Annotated in this window: 16 protein-coding genes; 4 read left to right on the forward strand and 12 right to left on the reverse strand. The window is 38.0% G+C overall.

Annotated features, from left to right (window positions below; translation table 11 throughout):
* Nucleotides 1-145: 145 nt before the first annotated feature.
* The 11 genes from F936_RS07325 to F936_RS07375 form a co-directional block, all read right to left on the reverse strand.
* The gene (locus F936_RS07325; RefSeq protein ID WP_003652518.1) at nucleotides 146-349 is read right to left on the reverse strand and encodes a hypothetical protein; all 204 of its coding nucleotides are present in this window, start codon (nucleotides 347-349) and stop codon (nucleotides 146-148) included.
* Nucleotides 350-704: 355 nt separating this feature from the next.
* Nucleotides 705-1436, reverse strand: coding sequence for a hydroxyacylglutathione hydrolase (gene gloB / locus F936_RS07330; RefSeq protein ID WP_005046281.1), 732 nt, complete (start codon nucleotides 1434-1436; stop codon nucleotides 705-707).
* Between the two features lie 159 nt (nucleotides 1437-1595).
* Nucleotides 1596-2291, reverse strand: a complete 696-nt coding sequence (locus F936_RS07335; RefSeq protein WP_003652516.1) for a methionine ABC transporter permease — start codon at nucleotides 2289-2291, stop codon at nucleotides 1596-1598.
* Nucleotides 2288-3313, reverse strand: a complete 1026-nt coding sequence (locus F936_RS07340) for a methionine ABC transporter ATP-binding protein (protein ID WP_003652515.1) — start codon at nucleotides 3311-3313, stop codon at nucleotides 2288-2290. Before F936_RS07340 ends, F936_RS07335 begins: the two co-directional genes overlap by 4 nt.
* 75 nt (nucleotides 3314-3388) lie before the next feature.
* Nucleotides 3389-4261 (reverse strand): MetQ/NlpA family ABC transporter substrate-binding protein, encoded by an 873-nt coding sequence (locus tag F936_RS07345; protein ID WP_005046283.1) that lies wholly within the window; start codon nucleotides 4259-4261, stop codon nucleotides 3389-3391.
* Between the two features lie 489 nt (nucleotides 4262-4750).
* A complete protein-coding gene (gene purD, locus F936_RS07350; RefSeq protein WP_003652511.1) occupies nucleotides 4751-6034 on the reverse strand; it encodes a phosphoribosylamine--glycine ligase in 1284 nt (427 codons plus the stop codon).
* A gap of 125 nt (nucleotides 6035-6159) precedes the next feature.
* Nucleotides 6160-7734, reverse strand: a complete 1575-nt coding sequence (gene purH, locus F936_RS07355) for a bifunctional phosphoribosylaminoimidazolecarboxamide formyltransferase/IMP cyclohydrolase (RefSeq protein WP_026055600.1) — start codon at nucleotides 7732-7734, stop codon at nucleotides 6160-6162.
* An 85-nt stretch (nucleotides 7735-7819) separates the two neighbouring features.
* The gene (gene fis, locus F936_RS07360; protein WP_001086304.1) at nucleotides 7820-8089 is read right to left on the reverse strand and encodes a DNA-binding transcriptional regulator Fis; all 270 of its coding nucleotides are present in this window, start codon (nucleotides 8087-8089) and stop codon (nucleotides 7820-7822) included.
* 376 nt (nucleotides 8090-8465) lie between these two features.
* Entirely contained in the window at nucleotides 8466-9311 is an 846-nt protein-coding gene (locus tag F936_RS07365) for a zinc-ribbon and DUF3426 domain-containing protein (protein WP_005039578.1), read from the reverse strand.
* Between the two features lie 13 nt (nucleotides 9312-9324).
* Nucleotides 9325-10230 (reverse strand): 50S ribosomal protein L11 methyltransferase, encoded by a 906-nt coding sequence (gene prmA, locus F936_RS07370; RefSeq protein ID WP_005039579.1) that lies wholly within the window; start codon nucleotides 10228-10230, stop codon nucleotides 9325-9327.
* Between the two features lie 154 nt (nucleotides 10231-10384).
* Nucleotides 10385-10615, reverse strand: a complete 231-nt coding sequence (locus F936_RS07375; protein ID WP_003652499.1) for a hypothetical protein — start codon at nucleotides 10613-10615, stop codon at nucleotides 10385-10387.
* A 232-nt stretch (nucleotides 10616-10847) separates the two neighbouring features.
* On the opposite strand from F936_RS07375, the gene mnmG reads away from it, so the two are divergent.
* The gene (gene mnmG, locus F936_RS07380) at nucleotides 10848-12728 is read left to right on the forward strand and encodes a tRNA uridine-5-carboxymethylaminomethyl(34) synthesis enzyme MnmG (protein WP_005046288.1); all 1881 of its coding nucleotides are present in this window, start codon (nucleotides 10848-10850) and stop codon (nucleotides 12726-12728) included.
* Nucleotides 12729-13104: 376 nt separating this feature from the next.
* Here mnmG and F936_RS19440 read toward each other — a convergent pair whose 3' ends face one another.
* On the reverse strand, nucleotides 13105-14112 hold the full coding sequence (locus F936_RS19440) for a helix-turn-helix transcriptional regulator (RefSeq protein WP_003652496.1): 1008 nt from the start codon (nucleotides 14110-14112) through the stop codon (nucleotides 13105-13107).
* A gap of 227 nt (nucleotides 14113-14339) precedes the next feature.
* Here F936_RS19440 and F936_RS07390 point away from each other — a divergent pair, with 227 nt between their 5' ends.
* Genes F936_RS07390 through F936_RS07400 form a run of 3 tightly spaced genes read left to right on the forward strand, consistent with a single transcriptional unit; the run spans nucleotide 14340 to nucleotide 17291 of the window.
* Entirely contained in the window at nucleotides 14340-15890 is a 1551-nt protein-coding gene (locus tag F936_RS07390) for a circularly permuted type 2 ATP-grasp protein (RefSeq protein WP_005046291.1), read from the forward strand.
* A gap of 22 nt (nucleotides 15891-15912) precedes the next feature.
* Nucleotides 15913-16509, forward strand: coding sequence for an alpha-E domain-containing protein (locus F936_RS07395; RefSeq protein ID WP_005046294.1), 597 nt, complete (start codon nucleotides 15913-15915; stop codon nucleotides 16507-16509).
* A 2-nt stretch (nucleotides 16510-16511) separates the two neighbouring features.
* Nucleotides 16512-17291: a transglutaminase family protein gene (locus F936_RS07400; protein WP_005046296.1), complete on the forward strand. Its 780-nt coding sequence runs from the start codon at nucleotides 16512-16514 to the stop codon at nucleotides 17289-17291.
* Nucleotides 17292-17302: the final 11 nt, after the last annotated feature.

Here is a 17302-nt window from a genome sequence, read left to right on the forward strand (position 1 = left end):
AAGGGCAATTTGGGAGAATAGCCCAGCTACAGATTTTTTGTTTAATATCTAAAAATATATTTTTAATTAAGCCATTCTAAAGTTCTACAACATTACTTATCTTTCAGCAAAGACCAGACAGTAATTTAAATCAAGTCGTGAAAAATTATGCTTTTAAGTGATCCTCAAACTCTTCACCTAATTGCATCGCTAATGAATTACCTGCTAACTCACAGGTCACCAAACCATATTCTTTTTTAAAACTAAAAGTAAAACCTTTCCCGTCAGCAAGATTTTTAACTGAATACCCTAACTTTTCTAACCAAATGCGAAACGCAATCAAATTTTTAGCTTTAACAACCTTTTTCACGTGAGAACTCCTTCAATCCGTGGCATTACATCTTATTTATTAATAGGGTTTTAATTAGATTTTTTAAAGGGGAAAAACTTTTTTTTATTTTGCAACTTGTAAAAAAAGTAAGATAAAGAAATAAAAGATTTCATTTTTATGAAATTATTAGTCTGTTATGTAGCTAAAAAATAATAACTTTTTATTTAAAGAGCTATTTGTGTGATGGTTTTTAAAAATTATAAATTCAACGTTGTTTTTAGAATAATGAGCAAATAAAAAACAGAGTAAATGTAAAAAATAATTACAGGCAACAGGTAATAAGCAAAAAGATACAGTTCTTAAATGAAACCATATCTTCTTTGAAAGCTTAATTTTAGAAATTATCTTTAAGAGCACGCAGGTGGGCGAAGTCTTCAACATTTTCTGCGCGTAGAAAAGGGTTGGTTGCTAATTCAAGTTCAATCGTGCTTGGTAGGGTGATTAATCCTTGTTTACGTAGCTCACGGACTTCTTCAGCTCGTTCTGATAAGGCATGGTTATGCGGTTCTACCGTTAAGGCAAATTCGGCATTTGAAAGCGTGTATTCATGCGTACAATATACTTTTGTATGGGTTGGTAATGCTGCTAAACGGCTCAGTGAGTGATACATTTGTTCAGCTGTGCCTTCAAATAATCGACCACATCCCATTGCAAATAAGGTATCACCGCAAAATACAGCCTCTAATTCTTCAATAAAATATACAATGTGCCCTAAGGTATGACCTGGGGTTGCAATAATCTCTACTTTTAAATCATTGAATTTTAGATGATCGTCATGTTGTAAGGAGTGGGTAATTCCCGGAATTTTTGTGAGCTCATCACGTGGGCCATATACAGTAATATTTTGGGCAGCAGTTAAATCAGCAACACCACCGATATGGTCTTTGTGCCAATGAGTAAGCCAGATTTGTTTTAAATTTAACTGATGATTCTGACAAAATTGAGTTACCAGTTCTGCTTCTGTTGGGTCGACTGCAACAGCTTCTTGGGTTTCAGTATCTTCTAAAATCCAGATATAGTTTTGGAGGGCATTCTGCACATCAATAAAATGAATTCTATAACGCATTGTTTTATCCTGAAACTAAATCCAAAGAGTAAATGAATAATGACTAATTCTGATCATACCAGAAAATGGTATTGAGCCATGCTCTCAACTGTCTTTAAGAACAAGGTGATATAAAACAAAAAAAGCCCTCTAGAAGAGAGCTTTTTTTGTATGGATGATTTAACGGAGCTTGGCGAGCCAGTTTCCTAGCGTTTGTACAATCTGTACTAATAGCAATAGGATAATAACTGTTAAAATCACAACGCTAGTATCAAAACGTTGATAACCATACGAAATTGCTAAATCACCAATACCACCTGCGCCAACTGCACCAGCCATGGCGGTTGCACCAATAAGACTGATTGTCGCTGTGGTAAGGTTTAAAATGAGTGAGCTGCGTGCTTCCGGCAAAATAAAGCGAGAGATAATTTGCCAAGGTGTAGCACCCATCGCTTGAGCAGATTCAATAATTCCTTCATTTACTTCAAGTAATGAAGTTTCAATCAGACGTCCCATATAAGGGCCAACATAAATAGTCAATGGAACAATAGCTGCCCACGTACCAATTGAAGTACCTACTAATAGCTTAGTAAGAGGAATCACTGCAATGAGTAAAATAATAAAAGGAAGAGAGCGTAAAGCATTTACAATAGGATTAAGTAAATGATAAATCACTTTATTGGGTAAAATGCCTTCTGGACGGGTAACTAATAAAATAATTCCCTGAATAAATCCCCAAATGCCGCCAAACAAAAGTGCGAAGAAAACCATATGAAAGGTTTCTTGCAAAGCTGTAACGAACTGATCAATAGAAAGGGAACTGTGCCAGAAAGGTTGAGTAAGTTCAGTTAACCACTGTACGATTAAATCTCTCATACTTGATCTCCTGATTGAACTACACCTACTTCATTTTGTTCCAAAAACTCAATAGCTTGTTTAATTAGCTGAGGATCACCTAAAAGCTGCACAAACATTTGACCAATGACTGTGCCATTAATTTCAGTCATGTTGGCAAATAAAATATTTAAGCTAATATCGAATTTTTTAATCAGTGACTGAATTACAGGTTCTTGAGCAGAACGCCCTAAAAACTGTAAACAGTAAATACTATGATGATGCTGGTTTTCGAGCTGATTTAAAATATTCACAGGCAACTGTTGGTGTAAAACAGTTTGAATGAAGTTTTTAGTAGTTGGATGTTGAGGTTTACTAAAGATATCAATCGTTGAACCTTGTTCAATGACTTTACCTGCTTCCATCACAGCCACATGATCACAAATAGTTTCAATGACATCCATTTCATGGGTCACCATAACAATCGTGATTTTTTGCTCTTGATTAATTTTCTTAAGTAGTTCTAAAACTGACTTGGTTGTTTGCGGGTCTAGGGCAGAGGTTGCCTCATCACATAAAAGAATCTTTGGATGATTTGCCAAAGCACGGGCAATACCGACACGTTGCTTTTGTCCGCCAGAAAGTTCATCTGGATAAGCATCTTTTTTATGCTTAAGATCAATGAACTCTAATAACTCATTTAAGCGCTTTTCACGTTCTACTTTATTGTAATTCAGTAGTCGCATTGGCATTTCGATATTTTCAGCAACCGTCTTAGTTTGTAGCAGATTGAAGTGCTGAAAAATCATGCCAATACTTGCACGTTCCTGACGTAATGAGCGTGCATCCAAAGCGGTGAAATCTTTCTGATTAATAATGATTTGACCTTCTGTTGGTCGCTCAAGTAGGTTGATCAGGCGGATTAAGGTACTTTTACCTGCACCACTATAGCCAATGATGCCAAAAATACTGCCCTCAGGAATCTCTAAATTGATTTGGTCGAGTGCGCGTATGGTTTGACTTTTGAGCTGATAGTGCTTTGAAATGTTTTTAAATTGAATCATATCGTCAGAAGCTATGCTGGAAAGAAAAAACAGGCAAAGAGAGTTTGCCTGTTTCACGTTTCCGCTATTATATTACTATTTAGCTTCTGAGAGATAGCTGATTGGTTGATCTACGTCAACTTTTGTTCCACCAAAACGCTCTGTTACATACTTTTTAGCTGCTGCACTGTGATATAGCTGACCAACTTTTTGCAAAACTGCATCATTTTTACGTGAATCAGCAGTTGCGAGAACGTTGACATTAAGTCGTGTGCTTTGATCAACAGGCTCATAGAAGATAGAATCTTTGAGTACGTTCAAACCACCTTCCATTGCTAAGGTGTTACCTAATACAACGGCATCAACTTCGTCTTTAATACGTAATGCAGTTGCCATTTGGATTGGTTTGATATCGATCTTTTTACTATTTTCGATGATATCGTTTGGACTGCCTTGAGCCGGGTTAAAATCAGCTTTAAGTTTGATTAAGCCAGCTGTTTGTAATAAAAGTAAAGCACGAGCTTCGTTGGCAGCATCATTTGGGATTGCAATAATTGCACCCTCTGCGAGCTCATCAATTTTTTTGTGTTTACTTGAATAGATACCCATTGGCTCAAGATATGTGGTAGAAACCGGTGCAATTTTATCTTGGTTTGATTTATTAAATGCAACAAGATAAGAATAAGATTGGAAAGCATTCAGATCTACTTCTTTGTTTGCAATGGCTGCATTCATCGAAACGTAGTCTGTGAAGTTTTTCACTTCTAACTTTAAGCCAGCAGCTTGGGTTTCTGGCAACGTTGCGATATAACGCCAAATATCAGCATCTGAGCCTGTAGAGGCAATTACTACTGTTTGTACTTGGGAGCTATCATTGTTTTGGTTTGTTTGTGGAGCACTTTCTTGTTTACCACATGCTGCCAATAGTACTACTGACATACTTAAAAAAAGACTGATCAGCTTTTTCATTTAAAAAAGTCCTGATTGAGGAGATATAGAAAAATAAGTATTGATCTATATCTATATGAAATGGGAGGAGTTGGAATTACAACTGGTTTAAACTCTGGTATCTTTTGGTGGGGTTTCATAATTTGCTTGCATATTTTGGCGGTAAGAGAGGGTAATTGTTTTATAAACAAAAACTGTTTCCCCAAACAGTTAATCCCCAAACATTAGCCAAACGAGTGTTCATAAACTTAGAACATTAAAAACTCTCTACAGTCATAATGTGTAGAGCAAGTCGCTATGAAAATTATTAAAACAGCAGTGTTTATTGACAGTTCCAACGTTATGCTAATCATATCAATAAAAGTGTGCTTGATATAGGGGGCTTCTTTTCTATTTGTTGATATCTTTAGAAATATAATAAAGATTTATACGATTTGCTTATATTGTGGCACATGATAGAAAAGCCTCTATATAGAGGCTTTTCATTAAAGTTTTAAACTTGTGAAGTTTTTAAGCTTTTTCACGTGCGATTGCGCGGTAGCCAATGTCGCTACGATATTGCATACCCGTAAAGTTAACTTGTCCGCATACTTCTAGCGCGTTAATTTGTGCTTCCAGAACGCTGTCGCCTAATGCTGTTACACAAAGAACTCGGCCACCAGAAGTCACGATGTGACCATCTTCACGAGTTGCAGTGCCTGCATGGAAAATTTTAGTATCTTCAGGTGATTGTCCGATACCTGAAATTACATCGCCTTTGCGTACACTATCAGGATAGCCTTCTGCTGCGAGTACAATACCGATTGACTTGCGTTCATCCCATTCAGCTTCTTTTGGTAAGTTGCCAGCAATACCGGCTTCTACCAATTCAACAAGAGATGATTTTAAACGCATCATGATCGGTTGAGTTTCAGGGTCACCAAAACGACAGTTAAATTCGATCACACGTGGTTGACCTTGCTCATCAATCATTAGACCAGCATATAAGAAACCAGTGTAAACATGTCCGTCAGCAGCCATACCTTCTACGGTTGGGTGCATGATTTCAGACATAACACGTTCGAAAATGTCAGAAGTTACAACCGGAGCAGGAGAGTAGGCACCCATACCACCTGTGTTAGGACCTTGATCGCCTTCAAAAATACGCTTGTGATCTTGTGAAGTTGCCATTGGTAAAATATTTTTACCATCAATCATACAAATGAAAGAAGCTTCTTCACCTGCAAGGAACTGTTCAATCACAACGCGTGAACCAGCATCACCAAATTTGTTGCCTGCAAGCATGTCATCAATTGCTGCAAAAGCTTCTTCATTGGTCATTGCAACGATTACGCCTTTACCAGCAGCAAGACCATCAGCTTTAATTACAATTGGTGCACCATTTTTCTCAACATAAGCTTTAGCTGCATCTACTTCAGTGAAAACGTCATAGAAAGCAGTCGGAATGTTGTGACGCTTTAAAAAGTGTTTGGCAAATGCTTTTGAGCCTTCAAGCTGTGCTGCATATTGAGTAGGTCCCCAAATTTTTAAACCTGCTTCACGTGCAGCATCTACCACACCATTAACTAATGGTGCTTCTGGACCAACAATAATAAGATCAACATTATTTTCTTTAGCAAAAGCAATAATTGCTGGATTGTCTAAAATATCAAGCTGAACATTAAGACATTTGTCTTCTGTTGCAGTTCCAGCATTACCTGGTGCAACAAAAACTTGAGTAACATTGGTATCTTGCGCAATTTTCCATGCTAAAGCATGTTCACGACCACCACTACCTAAAACTAAAATATTCATTTTTAATTTGTTCCTTAACTTTAATCCTTTTTCATCCCCCTCTATCCCTCAAGGTGGAGAGTTAGCTCCATTATTGTGGAAAACCCTCCTGAATGAAAGGAGGGTTAGGGAGGACTAAATTTAAATTAGTGGCGGAAGTGGCGCATACCAGTGAAGACCATTGCAATACCAGCTTCATCAGCTGCCGCAATAACTTCCTCATCACGCATAGAGCCACCTGGTTGAATAATGCATTTAATGCCAGCTTTAGCCGCATTATCAATACCGTCACGGAACGGGAAGAATGCATCAGATGCCATTACAGCGCCTTCAACAACCAAACCAGCATGTTCAGCTTTAATGGCAGCAATACGAGCTGAGTTAACACGGCTCATTTGACCAGCACCTACACCAATAGTTTGGCGGTTTTTCGCATAAACAATTGCATTTGATTTTACATATTTCGCAACTTTCCAAGCAAAGATGAGGTCATCAATTTCTTGTTCAGTTGGTGCGCATTTTGTTACTACTTTAAGATCATCTTTAGTAATCATACCTAAGTCTTGATCTTGAACTAATAAACCGCCATTAACACGTTTGTAGTCAAGTTGTGGTGCACGCGCGTCAATCGCAGGTAATTCGCCGCATACTAAAACACGTACGTTTTTCTTAGCGCCAGTAACTTCAAGCACGCCATCAGCAATACTTGGAGCAATAATTACTTCAACGAATTGACGTTCTACAATTGCTTGAGCAGTTGCAACATCTAACTCACGGTTAAATGCAATAATACCGCCGAAAGCAGATTCTGGGTCAGTCGCATAAGCTAAATCATAAGCAGCTTTAATGCCGTCTAAAGAAACAGCAACACCACAAGGATTGGCGTGTTTTACAATCACACAAGCAGGTTTTGCAAATGATTTCACACATTCAAGTGCAGCATCTGTATCAGCAATGTTGTTATAAGACAATTCTTTGCCTTGTAACTGTTTTGCCGTAGAAACTGACGCTTCTTTTGCATTTTCTTCAACGTAAAATGCAGCAGATTGATGTGGGTTTTCACCGTAACGTAAATCTTGTGCTTTGTTCAATTGAGTATTGAACGTACGAGGGAATAAATCAGCTTCGCCTTCGGTCTTGCCAACGCGAGCGCCTAGGTAAGAAGCGATCATGCCGTCATATTGAGCTGTATGTTCAAATGCTTTAACAGCTAAATCGAAGCGTGTTTCATAAGAAAGTGAACCAGCAGCTTTTAATTCAGCAATAACTGTATCGTAATCTGAAGCATTTACAACAATACCGACAGAAGCGTGGTTTTTAGCAGCAGCACGAACCATTGTTGGACCGCCGATGTCGATATTTTCGATAGCATCAGCAAGTGAACAGTTAGGTTTTGCAACTGTTGCAGCGAATGGATAAAGGTTCACGACAACAAGATCAATCGGATCAATGTTGTGTTCTTCCATTACTGCTTCGTCTAAACCGCGACGAGCGAGAATACCGCCATGAATTTTTGGATGTAATGTCTTAACACGACCATCCATCATTTCAGGGAAGCCAGTATGTTCAGATACTTCAACCACAGCGATATTATTATCTTTAAGCAACTTGTATGTGCCGCCTGTAGATAATAGTTCTACCCCTAAAGCTGCAAGGTTTTGAGCAAATTCGACAATTCCTGTCTTGTCAGATACAGAAATCAAAGCACGTTTAATAGTCATGATGTTTAATTCAACAATTTCAAGTCTACGGATTAAAACCAATAAGCATAAAAAAATGCCCACGACGTCGTGAGCATTTTATCATTTATTCACTCATCAAACCGTGAGCTTTTAACTTTTTGCGTAAAGTGCCACGGTTGAGTCCAAGAATCTCTGCAGCACGGGTCTGATTACCACGTGTATATTCAAGAACTACAGATAAAAGAGGTTTCTCCATTTCTGCTAGCACCATGTCATATACCTGAGATGGCTGCTCACCTTGCAATTGTGCAAAATAATGACGAACTGCGCGATCCACGTGGATGCGAAGAGCAACATCAGATTGTGCAGTAAAAATAGGAGATTTGCTATTCATGCGAGTTAATCCGAAAATCAAATACTAGCTTGGATAAAGTAGTATATAAATGTGGTCTAAAAATACGGAGTCCTGTTTTAGATCCTAAAACAGTGACTCTAAAACATAAGAACAATTAGCTTGCCATATTTCTTCGTATTGAATAAAAAATAAGCGTAACAATAGTTAAATATTTGTTACAGCTCCCTCAAAAACAAAAAAAGTTAGGCTATGTGCTTAATGTAGAAAAGCACACATGCTTAACAGTATTTTTTTTGGATTGAGAGCGAGGAGTATACGAGTCAAAGCTTTCGTGGCGCGTATCATACCATTGTCTAGGAAAAAGTGAGCAAATTAACTGCATTTTTTTTTATTTTTTTTTCACTTTTTTTACATTTTAGGGGTGGACAATTTCTAATCGATAATTTAGTAGGCTTTTTTTGCTTCTGTTTAGCTCAAATTGGAATCGGAAAGGGGTATTTGAGGGAATGCGCTGGATACCTCGTAAGTTTTCAACAAGATACTGTTGAGGAGTCAATATAATTTCTTCTGTTTTGTTTGACTCTGTTGCGAAACTCAACTTTAAGTTAGGAAGTTCAATACTTTTATCATTCTGATTAAGCAATATGCCTGAAAATTGCGTATGACTTGTGTCAACTTTGCGAAGTTTTAACTTTTCTATATAAATAAGTTGATATTGTTCAGCTGACTTATTGCAGTGCAGTATTTCACATACATAGTTAAATGCATGGCTGACGGTTGGGCTTGCATGCATGAGCTTAGGATTAAACCAAAGAATTTGAAAAGTGAAGACTAAAATTAAAATAAGGTTGGCAGAGCTCCATAGCGTGTAGTACAGCCAACTATGCTTTTTATTATTATCTTGTTCTTGTGAAGATGTTTGTTCAGCTAAATTAAGATTTGGTAGAGCGTTAATAGGTTCGTTGTGAAAATAATTTAAGTTGTTGAGATAGGTTAAAAGATCAATATTCGAATTCTCAACTTTTTGATCAAAGATATCTAACACGTGAGAATGTGTCATATATCTATTTTGCATTGAACCGTTGACTAATGTAGATGAGTTAATCGTAACAGGCTGTTCAATATTAATCAGATGGGTGAGTGCATTAAAGCTCGAATCACATTTAGGGCAACAAACCATACCCTGAGCAACCGTCAATTGAGTAAGAGACACTTTATAGACTGTTAAGCATTTAGGGCAGCGGGTTTGTTTTTCATTCATGAGTTAAAAAATCTCAATTTATTGTTTTACGTTTTCCTGAAATGCGACACCAATTTTCTTCGCGTTTTTCGACATCTAATATATCAAAAAATTCAGAATAAACACGTGAAACATCAGCAACTTGCTCTTCAATTACACCTGCAAGTGCGAACTCGCCGTCAGATTTAAGTAAATTTGCAAACTCAGGCGCAAGTGCCATTAATGGACCCGCTAAAATATTTGCAACTAAAACATCTGCCTGTTGAGGTTTAAACTCTTGATCAAATTCTTCAGGAAGACCTACATATAGTCGATCTAATACGCCATTCAGTTCAGCATTTTGTTTTGTTGCTAAAACAGCCTGAGGGTCAATATCAGTGGCATATACTTTTTTAGCGCCTAGTAATAAAGCTGCTACGCCTAAAATGCCTGAACCGCAGCCATAGTCAATGACGATCTTATCTTTAACGTCAGTTTTACCTAGCCATTGTAAGCATAAGAATGTGCTTGCGTGGTTACCTGTACCAAACGCAAGACCTGGGTCTAATTTAATGTTGGTTGCATCAGCTTCTGGTGGCTCTAGCCATTCAGGTACGATCCAGAACTTTTCCCCAATTTGAATTGGCTCATAATAGTCCATCCAAGCGCGTTCCCACACTTGATCTTCAAGTTCTTCATGACGGATAGGGGCGTCTGGAAGTTGAGCTTTTAAAAAAGCTTCTAAAGTATCGACATCAATAGGGTCTTGTTCGTCTTGTTGATAAATGCCTGTCACAATCACTTTATTCCATAAAGGTGTTTCACCTGGTAATGGTTCAAGTAAAGCCTGATCTTCAGCATCATCCAGAGTTACGCTTACCGCACCTAGAGACATTAAAAGTGTTTCTGTGAACTCAACTTGTGCTTGATCAACGGTAATGTGTATTTGTAACCACTTCACGAAAAGGACCTAAAAATTTTATTTAAAGGCATATTGTAGCTGACTAGACAGTTTTAAAAAAGAAAGCGGCCCATCTTTAATGGACCGACTTTAAAAATACTGAGGAGGCTAGCGGCAAATAAATTGCTTCTTCTATGCCTCATGTCGAAATAGATTAAGGAGCAGGGGCTTTAAATTGTAACTTACCATTTTCATTTGGTTGGCAAGTACCATTAAAGATTACGCCGTTATGGTTGTAAGCTACCCATTCACCTTGCTGTTTTTTTACACAGACTCGAATTTGTTTTTGCATTTCGGCTTTGCTCATATCAGCAGCATGTGTAAAAGTTACGCCTGAAAAACAAATTAGAGATGCAGTTAAGATTTTTAACATAGTCGTTTTCATTTTGTATTCCTTCTTGTCGCGTTAATTTTAAAGTCATAGAAGTGCTGTACATTTTTTATTCTAAGATGAATTTGTTTTAATAACATTCACTTTGTATTGAGTTCATGAAACAAAATGTCAAATCATGTGGCGTACCGTAAATTATGTGAAGACGATTTTGTAATTATGTACATCAATAGGCAGATAATTTTGATATAATGTTCCGTCTTTTTTTTTCTGGTGTTTTGTACTCATGCACTACCCTAAAGTTTATGATGTTATCGTTATCGGTGGCGGTCACGCAGGTACGGAAGCGGCCCTTGCTGCTGCGCGTATGGGACGACAGACTTTGCTTTTGACCCATAACATTGAGACTTTGGGTCAAATGAGTTGTAACCCAGCAATCGGTGGTATTGGCAAGTCACATTTAGTACGCGAAATTGATGCGCTTGGCGGAGCAATGGCTTTAGCTGCCGATAAAGGTGGTATTCAGTTCCGTATTTTAAATTCACGTAAAGGTGCGGCAGTACGTGCAACACGTGCTCAGGCTGACCGCGTTCGCTATAAAGCTGCCATCCGCGATACTTTGGAAAATCAAGCAAATCTTGATATTTTCCAGCAAGCGGCTGATGACCTGATTGTTGAAGGCGATACCGTTAAAGGCGTTGTTACCCAAATGGGTATTCGCTTTGACGCTAAAACTGTTGTGTTGACTACTGGTACATTCTTGGGTGGGGTAATCCACGTTGGTTTACAAAAATCAAGTGGTGGTCGTGCGGGTGATCCTCCTTCAATTGCACTTGCTCAGCGTTTACGTGAATTAAATTTACCTGTGGGTCGTTTAAAAACGGGTACACCTCCACGTATTGATGCGCGTTCGGTTGATTTTTCAGTCATGATTCCGCAGCCGGGTGACTTCCCATCGCCGGTTATGTCGTTCATGGGTGATGCTTCTATGCATCCTGAACAAGTAAATTGTTATATCACGCATACCAATGAAAAAACCCATGACATTATTCGTGGTGGTTTAGATCGTTCACCAATGTATACCGGTGTTATTGAAGGTGTAGGACCACGTTACTGCCCATCAATCGAAGATAAAATTCACCGTTTCGCAGATAAAGACTCGCATCAAGTATTTTTGGAACCAGAAGGTTTAGATACACACGAGCTTTATCCAAATGGTATTTCGACTTCGCTTCCATTTGATGTTCAGTTCGAGCTGGTTCGTTCTATTCGTGGTATGGAAAATGCCCATATTTTGCGTCCAGGCTATGCTATTGAATACGATTATTTCAATCCACAAGCTTTGAAATTCACCCTCGAAACTAAAGCTATTAACGGGTTGTATTTTGCTGGCCAAATTAACGGTACAACAGGTTACGAAGAAGCAGGTGCTCAAGGTTTACTTGCTGGTTTAAATGCTGCACGCCGTGCGTGGGAGCAAGAAGAGTGGACGCCTAAACGTGATCAGGCTTACATGGGTGTATTGGTTGACGACCTCATCACTTTAGGTACTAAAGAACCATACCGTATGTTTACCTCACGTGCTGAATACCGTTTAATGTTACGTGAAGACAATGCGGATCAACGTTTAACGACTGTTGGTCGTGAACTTGGTTTAGTTGATGATGTGCGTTGGGCTGCTTATTGTGAAAAAATGGAAGCGGTTGAGCGTGAAACTTCTCGTTTACAACATTTGTGGGCAGCACCAAATAACCCTATGGGTAAAAAATTCGTTGAGATGACTGGCGCTGACTTAAGTAAAGAATGTAGTGCGATTGATTTGCTTAAACGCCCTAATATTAACTTTGGTCAAATTGCCGAACTTACGGGTTCTGAAGTTTCAGAGCACGTGGGTGAGCAAATCGAGATTGCTGTGAAATATGAAGGTTATATTAACCGTCAGCATGAAGATGTGGCTCAGTTAAAGCGTCTTGAAGAGACCAAAATTCCTACCGATTTTAATTATGATATTGTGTCTGGTTTATCTCGTGAAATTACCCAGAAATTAAAAACGGTTCTTCCGGAAACATTAGCTCAAGCGAGCCGTATTCCTGGTGTTACACCAGCAGCTGTTCAACTTGTAATGATCACAATTCGTAAAAATAATATGATTAAGAAAACAGCTTAATCTTTTAAATGTGAAAAAGCCCAGTTAAGACTGGGCTTTTTTATTTTCTGCTCAAAAATATATGAAAACTTCCTAAGGAAGAAAATAGATTTCGCTTCCTTTTTTTCTTATTTCACATATTTCAAGCAGCCAGTTATATTAAATTCACGTTCAAACAAGAGGGCTTTAACCATGACAATGAAATCAATTCGCTACAATAGAGATGAAATGGCATGCCAATGCTTATGTTCAAAATAGCGCAAAAGAAAAAGCAGGTCAGTTTTGTAGGGGGAGAACACATTGATCTGAAAACAAGTATAAATATAAGAGCCAATATAAAATTAAGAAAATTATAATTCAAAATCTAAAGAGAACCTTATGGTTCTCTTTTTTATATCTATTTATTCTCAGATTCAATTTCTCGTACAGCATTGTGTACTTGTATAGGCTCGATATGCAGTAACTTCTTGCCAAAACTACGCAACCACCACACCAGTTGAGATGTAAAAGGTACGGTCGCTGTAACTTCTACGATATTTTCTTCAAGTGGAATTATAGTTTGGTCCTTACTTAACTGACTTTCATAGAAAGTTCTAGCAGTTTGCTCTGTCATGGTTAATGTGAGTTGAATTGACTCAGTTGGCTGCTTGTAGTCCACTCTAAAGCCTAAAGCGCCTGAATCGATATAATGATCAATATCAAAATTGACAGGATGCAGTGCTCGACTATCTAAGACTTTTGCTGATTTAAAACGGTGCAAGGCAAACGTTTGAACTTCAGTTTTATCATGTCGTGTGCAAATTAAATAAATTACCGCACCTTTTTGTACCAAAGCCAAAGGATTTAAAATATAAGTTTTATCCTCGCCCTGATTTACTCGTGCCCGATAAATACATTCTATTTGTTTGTCTTGGAGTAGACCTTCATAAATTGCTTGTTGAGCATTTCGATCGACTACAGGTGGGATAAGAGGTTGGCTGGCAGGTACGATGCGTACTCGGTTAATCCATTGCCTAACATTATTTTGTGTAGAGAGACTGCGTTTAGCCAAATCAAACCAAGGCCCCATCTCATCAAGCAGACTTGGTGGAAGTAAGTGTTTAAGATGTTCCTCAACCATCATAAATGTTACTGCCTGAGAGCTAGTCATGTGAGGTAAACTCTGAATAGGCGCATCGGATTGCCACCGCCAGCCTTGAGGTACAGCCTTATTACTTTCTATTGGAAAGCGCTGAGCAATTTGGTTTAAATCACGCTGAATAGTCCTTAAACTGATATCAATACCTTCACGTTCAAGCATTTCTTGTAATTCTCGAGTCCCGATCCATTTACCGGTAGGGAGGCGAGATAAAATCTGCCATTGGCGATATAAACTATTTGAAGTTTCTTTTTCTATTACAGACATAAGCGTAATACATCTATATCCAACTGCTTTGGTGTCAACACAATAAAAAATCTTTACACATTTAGCAAGTTTGTCAGATTCGGTTTATAGGTCCTTTTACAATCAATGTTAAGATTTAGAAGAAGAAAGTTATAACAAAGCACCGTAAAAATATTAAAGATATATAAATGGCACTGAAATTGCTTATTTAAAAATGAAATATAGATAAATGATAAGACGAGGTGGTTATGTCAGAACAAGAGCATGAATTACATATAGATAATGATTTTTTTATACAAGAGCAGACGACTACGGCACACATTAACCCAACCTCTTTTTTAGAACATATTTCCGTACAAACCAACCTATTTGAGCAGCTAAAATCACAGTTTTTTAATGAGATGCTTGATGATGTAACATCCAATGGTGCGGCTTCTAAAAAAATTGAGCAATGGTTGAGTATCCGTACTTTAGATGAATTAAAAGAATTGAATGCTCAAGCGAAACAACATTTTCTTTATCATGGGATTACTTTTAACGTATATGGTGATAAAGAAGGTGCAGAGCGAACAATTCCTTTTGATTTAATTCCAAGGGTGATTGAAAAAAAACAGTGGGAGAAAATAGCTTCGGGCTGCGCACAGCGTGTTAAAGCTTTAAATTACTTTTTAGATGATATTTATCATGGACAACATATTTTAAAAGAACAGCTCGTTCCCGAAGAGCAAATTATGGGTAATGAGGCTTTTCAGCCGCACATGCTTAAACACTCTTTAAAGGGTAAAATTTATTCTCAAATTAGCGGGATTGATATTATCCGTGATGGTGAAGGAGAATTTTTTGTATTGGAGGATAATTTAAGAACACCTTCTGGCGTATCTTATATGATCGAAAGCCGAAAAATTAGCCAAGAATTGATGCCGGAGCTATGTGCAACCAATAATTTACAGGGAATTGAGCATTATCCAAAACTTTTAAAAGAAATATTGCAGGAAAATTCACCTGCGGACAGACCTTTTATTGTGGTGCTAACCCCAGGGCGTTTTAACAGTGCTTACTATGAGCATGCTTTTTTAGCACGTGAAATGGATGTACCACTGGTTACAAATCGGGATTTATTTGTAGAAAGTGACCAAGTTTTTGTTAAAACCATTCGTGGACGTCAAAAAGTAGATGTAATTTATCGCCGTCTAGATGATGATTTTCTAGATCCTTTGGCATTTCGACCAGATAGTGCTCTTGGAGTAGCAGGTCTGATGTCTGCCTATTTGCAAAAAAATGTTGTAATTGCGAATGCACCTGGGACAGGGGTGGCTGATGATAAATCTATTTATCCTTATGTTGATCAAATGATTCAATATTATTTGGGTGAAACGCCAATTCTAAAAAATGTACCTACTTACCAATGCCGTAAAGAAGAACATTTAGATTATGTTCTTTCTAATCTTGAGCAATTGGTGGTTAAAGAAGCACAGGGTTCAGGGGGCTATGGCATGTTAATTGGCCCTAAGGCAAGCTCGTGTGAGATTGATGACTTTAGAAAAAAATTGATTGCTACACCCCACATGTATATTGCGCAGCCTACATTGGCTTTATCCGTTGCTCCTACGCTAACAACTGGCGGGGTGGCTGAACGACATATCGATTTACGTCCATTTGTATTAAGTTCACCTTATCGTACAGAGATAGTGCCAGGGGGCTTAACACGTGTAGCTATGCAGGCCGGATCCTTAGTTGTAAATTCTTCACAAGGCGGTGGCATAAAAGATACATGGGTGGTTGAAACGTTACATTCCTAATTGTGGGTTAAAGAGGAACTTTATGGTTTTACTCAATTCGAGTGCGCATCAAATATATTGGTTAGGCCGTTATTTAATGCGAGTTAAATTTGCGGTCTATTATTTACCTTTTACAGAAGATGAGAAAGCTACACAATTTGCAGCAGCATTTGGTTTGGTAATAGAAAATGCTGAATTACTAAATCACTATATGTTAGACAAGAAGCAAACATTTTCATTACTGAACCAGCTCGTTATTGCTAAAGATAATATTCAGGCACTAAGAGGTATATTGTCATCAAATGCTTATGCAGAATTAAATCATGTTATTAACACGCTTCAAGCCCAACCAGAGGCTTTGAGAAATGCTGTTGAGCAATGTACTCATATACTAGAAGCGGAGAATGAAGATGTTTGTTTATTTCTGCATTTAGGTCAAAAAATAGAGCAATTTGATATAGAACTACGTTTTGGGCAAGATTTATCAGGCCTCGTGTCAGAGCTAGATGTTGTGGTGCAACGGCTTGTTAGCTTAGGTTGGGAGAATATAGATCAAAATTGGCAAGTACTAAAGCATCAGCTAACGTGGGACGCTTATTATACTTTTACACAGCAGCTGGAAAATATGTTTGAGGTCTGATTATGAAATTGATGGTGAATCATCAAACGCATTATAGCTATACTGAAACTGCTCAAAACAGTATTCAGTATATTAAAATGATGCCTCAAACATCACCGCATCAACATGTTATGAATTGGGCAATTAGCGTGCCGGGTGACAAAACGATAAAAAGGGACATATTTAACAATGTATGGATGACGGCTAGTCAGCGTTATCAATACCAACATCTTACATTTATGGCTCAAGGAATCATTGAACTTCAAAATGTAGAGCTAGGTTGTGTAAATCTATCTACACCTACAAATTTGTTTTTGCAGATGACAAGTGCAACCCGATGTGATTTGGCAATGTTGGACTTTGCCAAAAATATTGTGGGGGTCAAAGACCGACAGCATATTGCATTATTAAGTGAACATATTTTGCAGAAAATACTCTATCAGCCTGAAAGTACTTCGGTTCAGACAACTGCAACTGAAGCATTTCACGCTGGACAGGGTGTATGCCAAGATCATGCTCATGTTTTAATTGCGATGTGTCGTGCGCTACAATTACCAGCACGTTATGTTTCTGGTTATCTATTTGATCAAAACTATCCGCACCTTGCCAGTCACGCTTGGGCGGAAGTATTTTTAGAAAATCAGTGGTATTGTTTTGATGTAAGCAATCAGTTGTTTACACCCAAACATCATATCTACCTTGCAGTAGGCCGTGACTATCTTGATGTGGCACCAATTCGTGGTGTAAGAGAGCAAGGTGGGGTGGAAAACATGATGTCTGTGGTTCAGGTGTTGGCATGTTGAATGTAAAGAGA

Origin of the sequence: Acinetobacter calcoaceticus DSM 30006 = CIP 81.8, from assembly GCF_000368965.1 — a bacterium.
Taxonomy (GTDB): Bacteria; Pseudomonadota; Gammaproteobacteria; order Pseudomonadales; family Moraxellaceae; genus Acinetobacter; species Acinetobacter calcoaceticus.

Coding starts and splice junctions, on each gene's coding strand:
- gloB (WP_005046281.1), bottom strand. CDS start 1,436: ATGCGTTATAGAATTCATTTTATTGATGTGCAGAATGCCCTCCAAAAC.
- F936_RS07335 (WP_003652516.1), bottom strand. CDS start 2,291: ATGAGAGATTTAATCGTACAGTGGTTAACTGAACTTACTCAACCTTTC.
- F936_RS07340 (WP_003652515.1), bottom strand. CDS start 3,313: ATGATTCAATTTAAAAACATTTCAAAGCACTATCAGCTCAAAAGTCAA.
- F936_RS07345 (WP_005046283.1), bottom strand. CDS start 4,261: ATGAAAAAGCTGATCAGTCTTTTTTTAAGTATGTCAGTAGTACTATTG.
- purD (WP_003652511.1), bottom strand. CDS start 6,034: ATGAATATTTTAGTTTTAGGTAGTGGTGGTCGTGAACATGCTTTAGCA.
- purH (WP_026055600.1), bottom strand. CDS start 7,734: ATGACTATTAAACGTGCTTTGATTTCTGTATCTGACAAGACAGGAATT.
- fis (WP_001086304.1), bottom strand. CDS start 8,089: ATGAATAGCAAATCTCCTATTTTTACTGCACAATCTGATGTTGCTCTT.
- F936_RS07365 (WP_005039578.1), bottom strand. CDS start 9,311: ATGAATGAAAAACAAACCCGCTGCCCTAAATGCTTAACAGTCTATAAA.
- F936_RS07375 (WP_003652499.1), bottom strand. CDS start 10,615: ATGAAAACGACTATGTTAAAAATCTTAACTGCATCTCTAATTTGTTTT.
- mnmG (WP_005046288.1), top strand. CDS start 10,848: ATGCACTACCCTAAAGTTTATGATGTTATCGTTATCGGTGGCGGTCAC.
- F936_RS19440 (WP_003652496.1), bottom strand. CDS start 14,112: ATGTCTGTAATAGAAAAAGAAACTTCAAATAGTTTATATCGCCAATGG.
- F936_RS07390 (WP_005046291.1), top strand. CDS start 14,340: ATGTCAGAACAAGAGCATGAATTACATATAGATAATGATTTTTTTATA.
- F936_RS07395 (WP_005046294.1), top strand. CDS start 15,913: ATGGTTTTACTCAATTCGAGTGCGCATCAAATATATTGGTTAGGCCGT.
- F936_RS07400 (WP_005046296.1), top strand. CDS start 16,512: ATGAAATTGATGGTGAATCATCAAACGCATTATAGCTATACTGAAACT.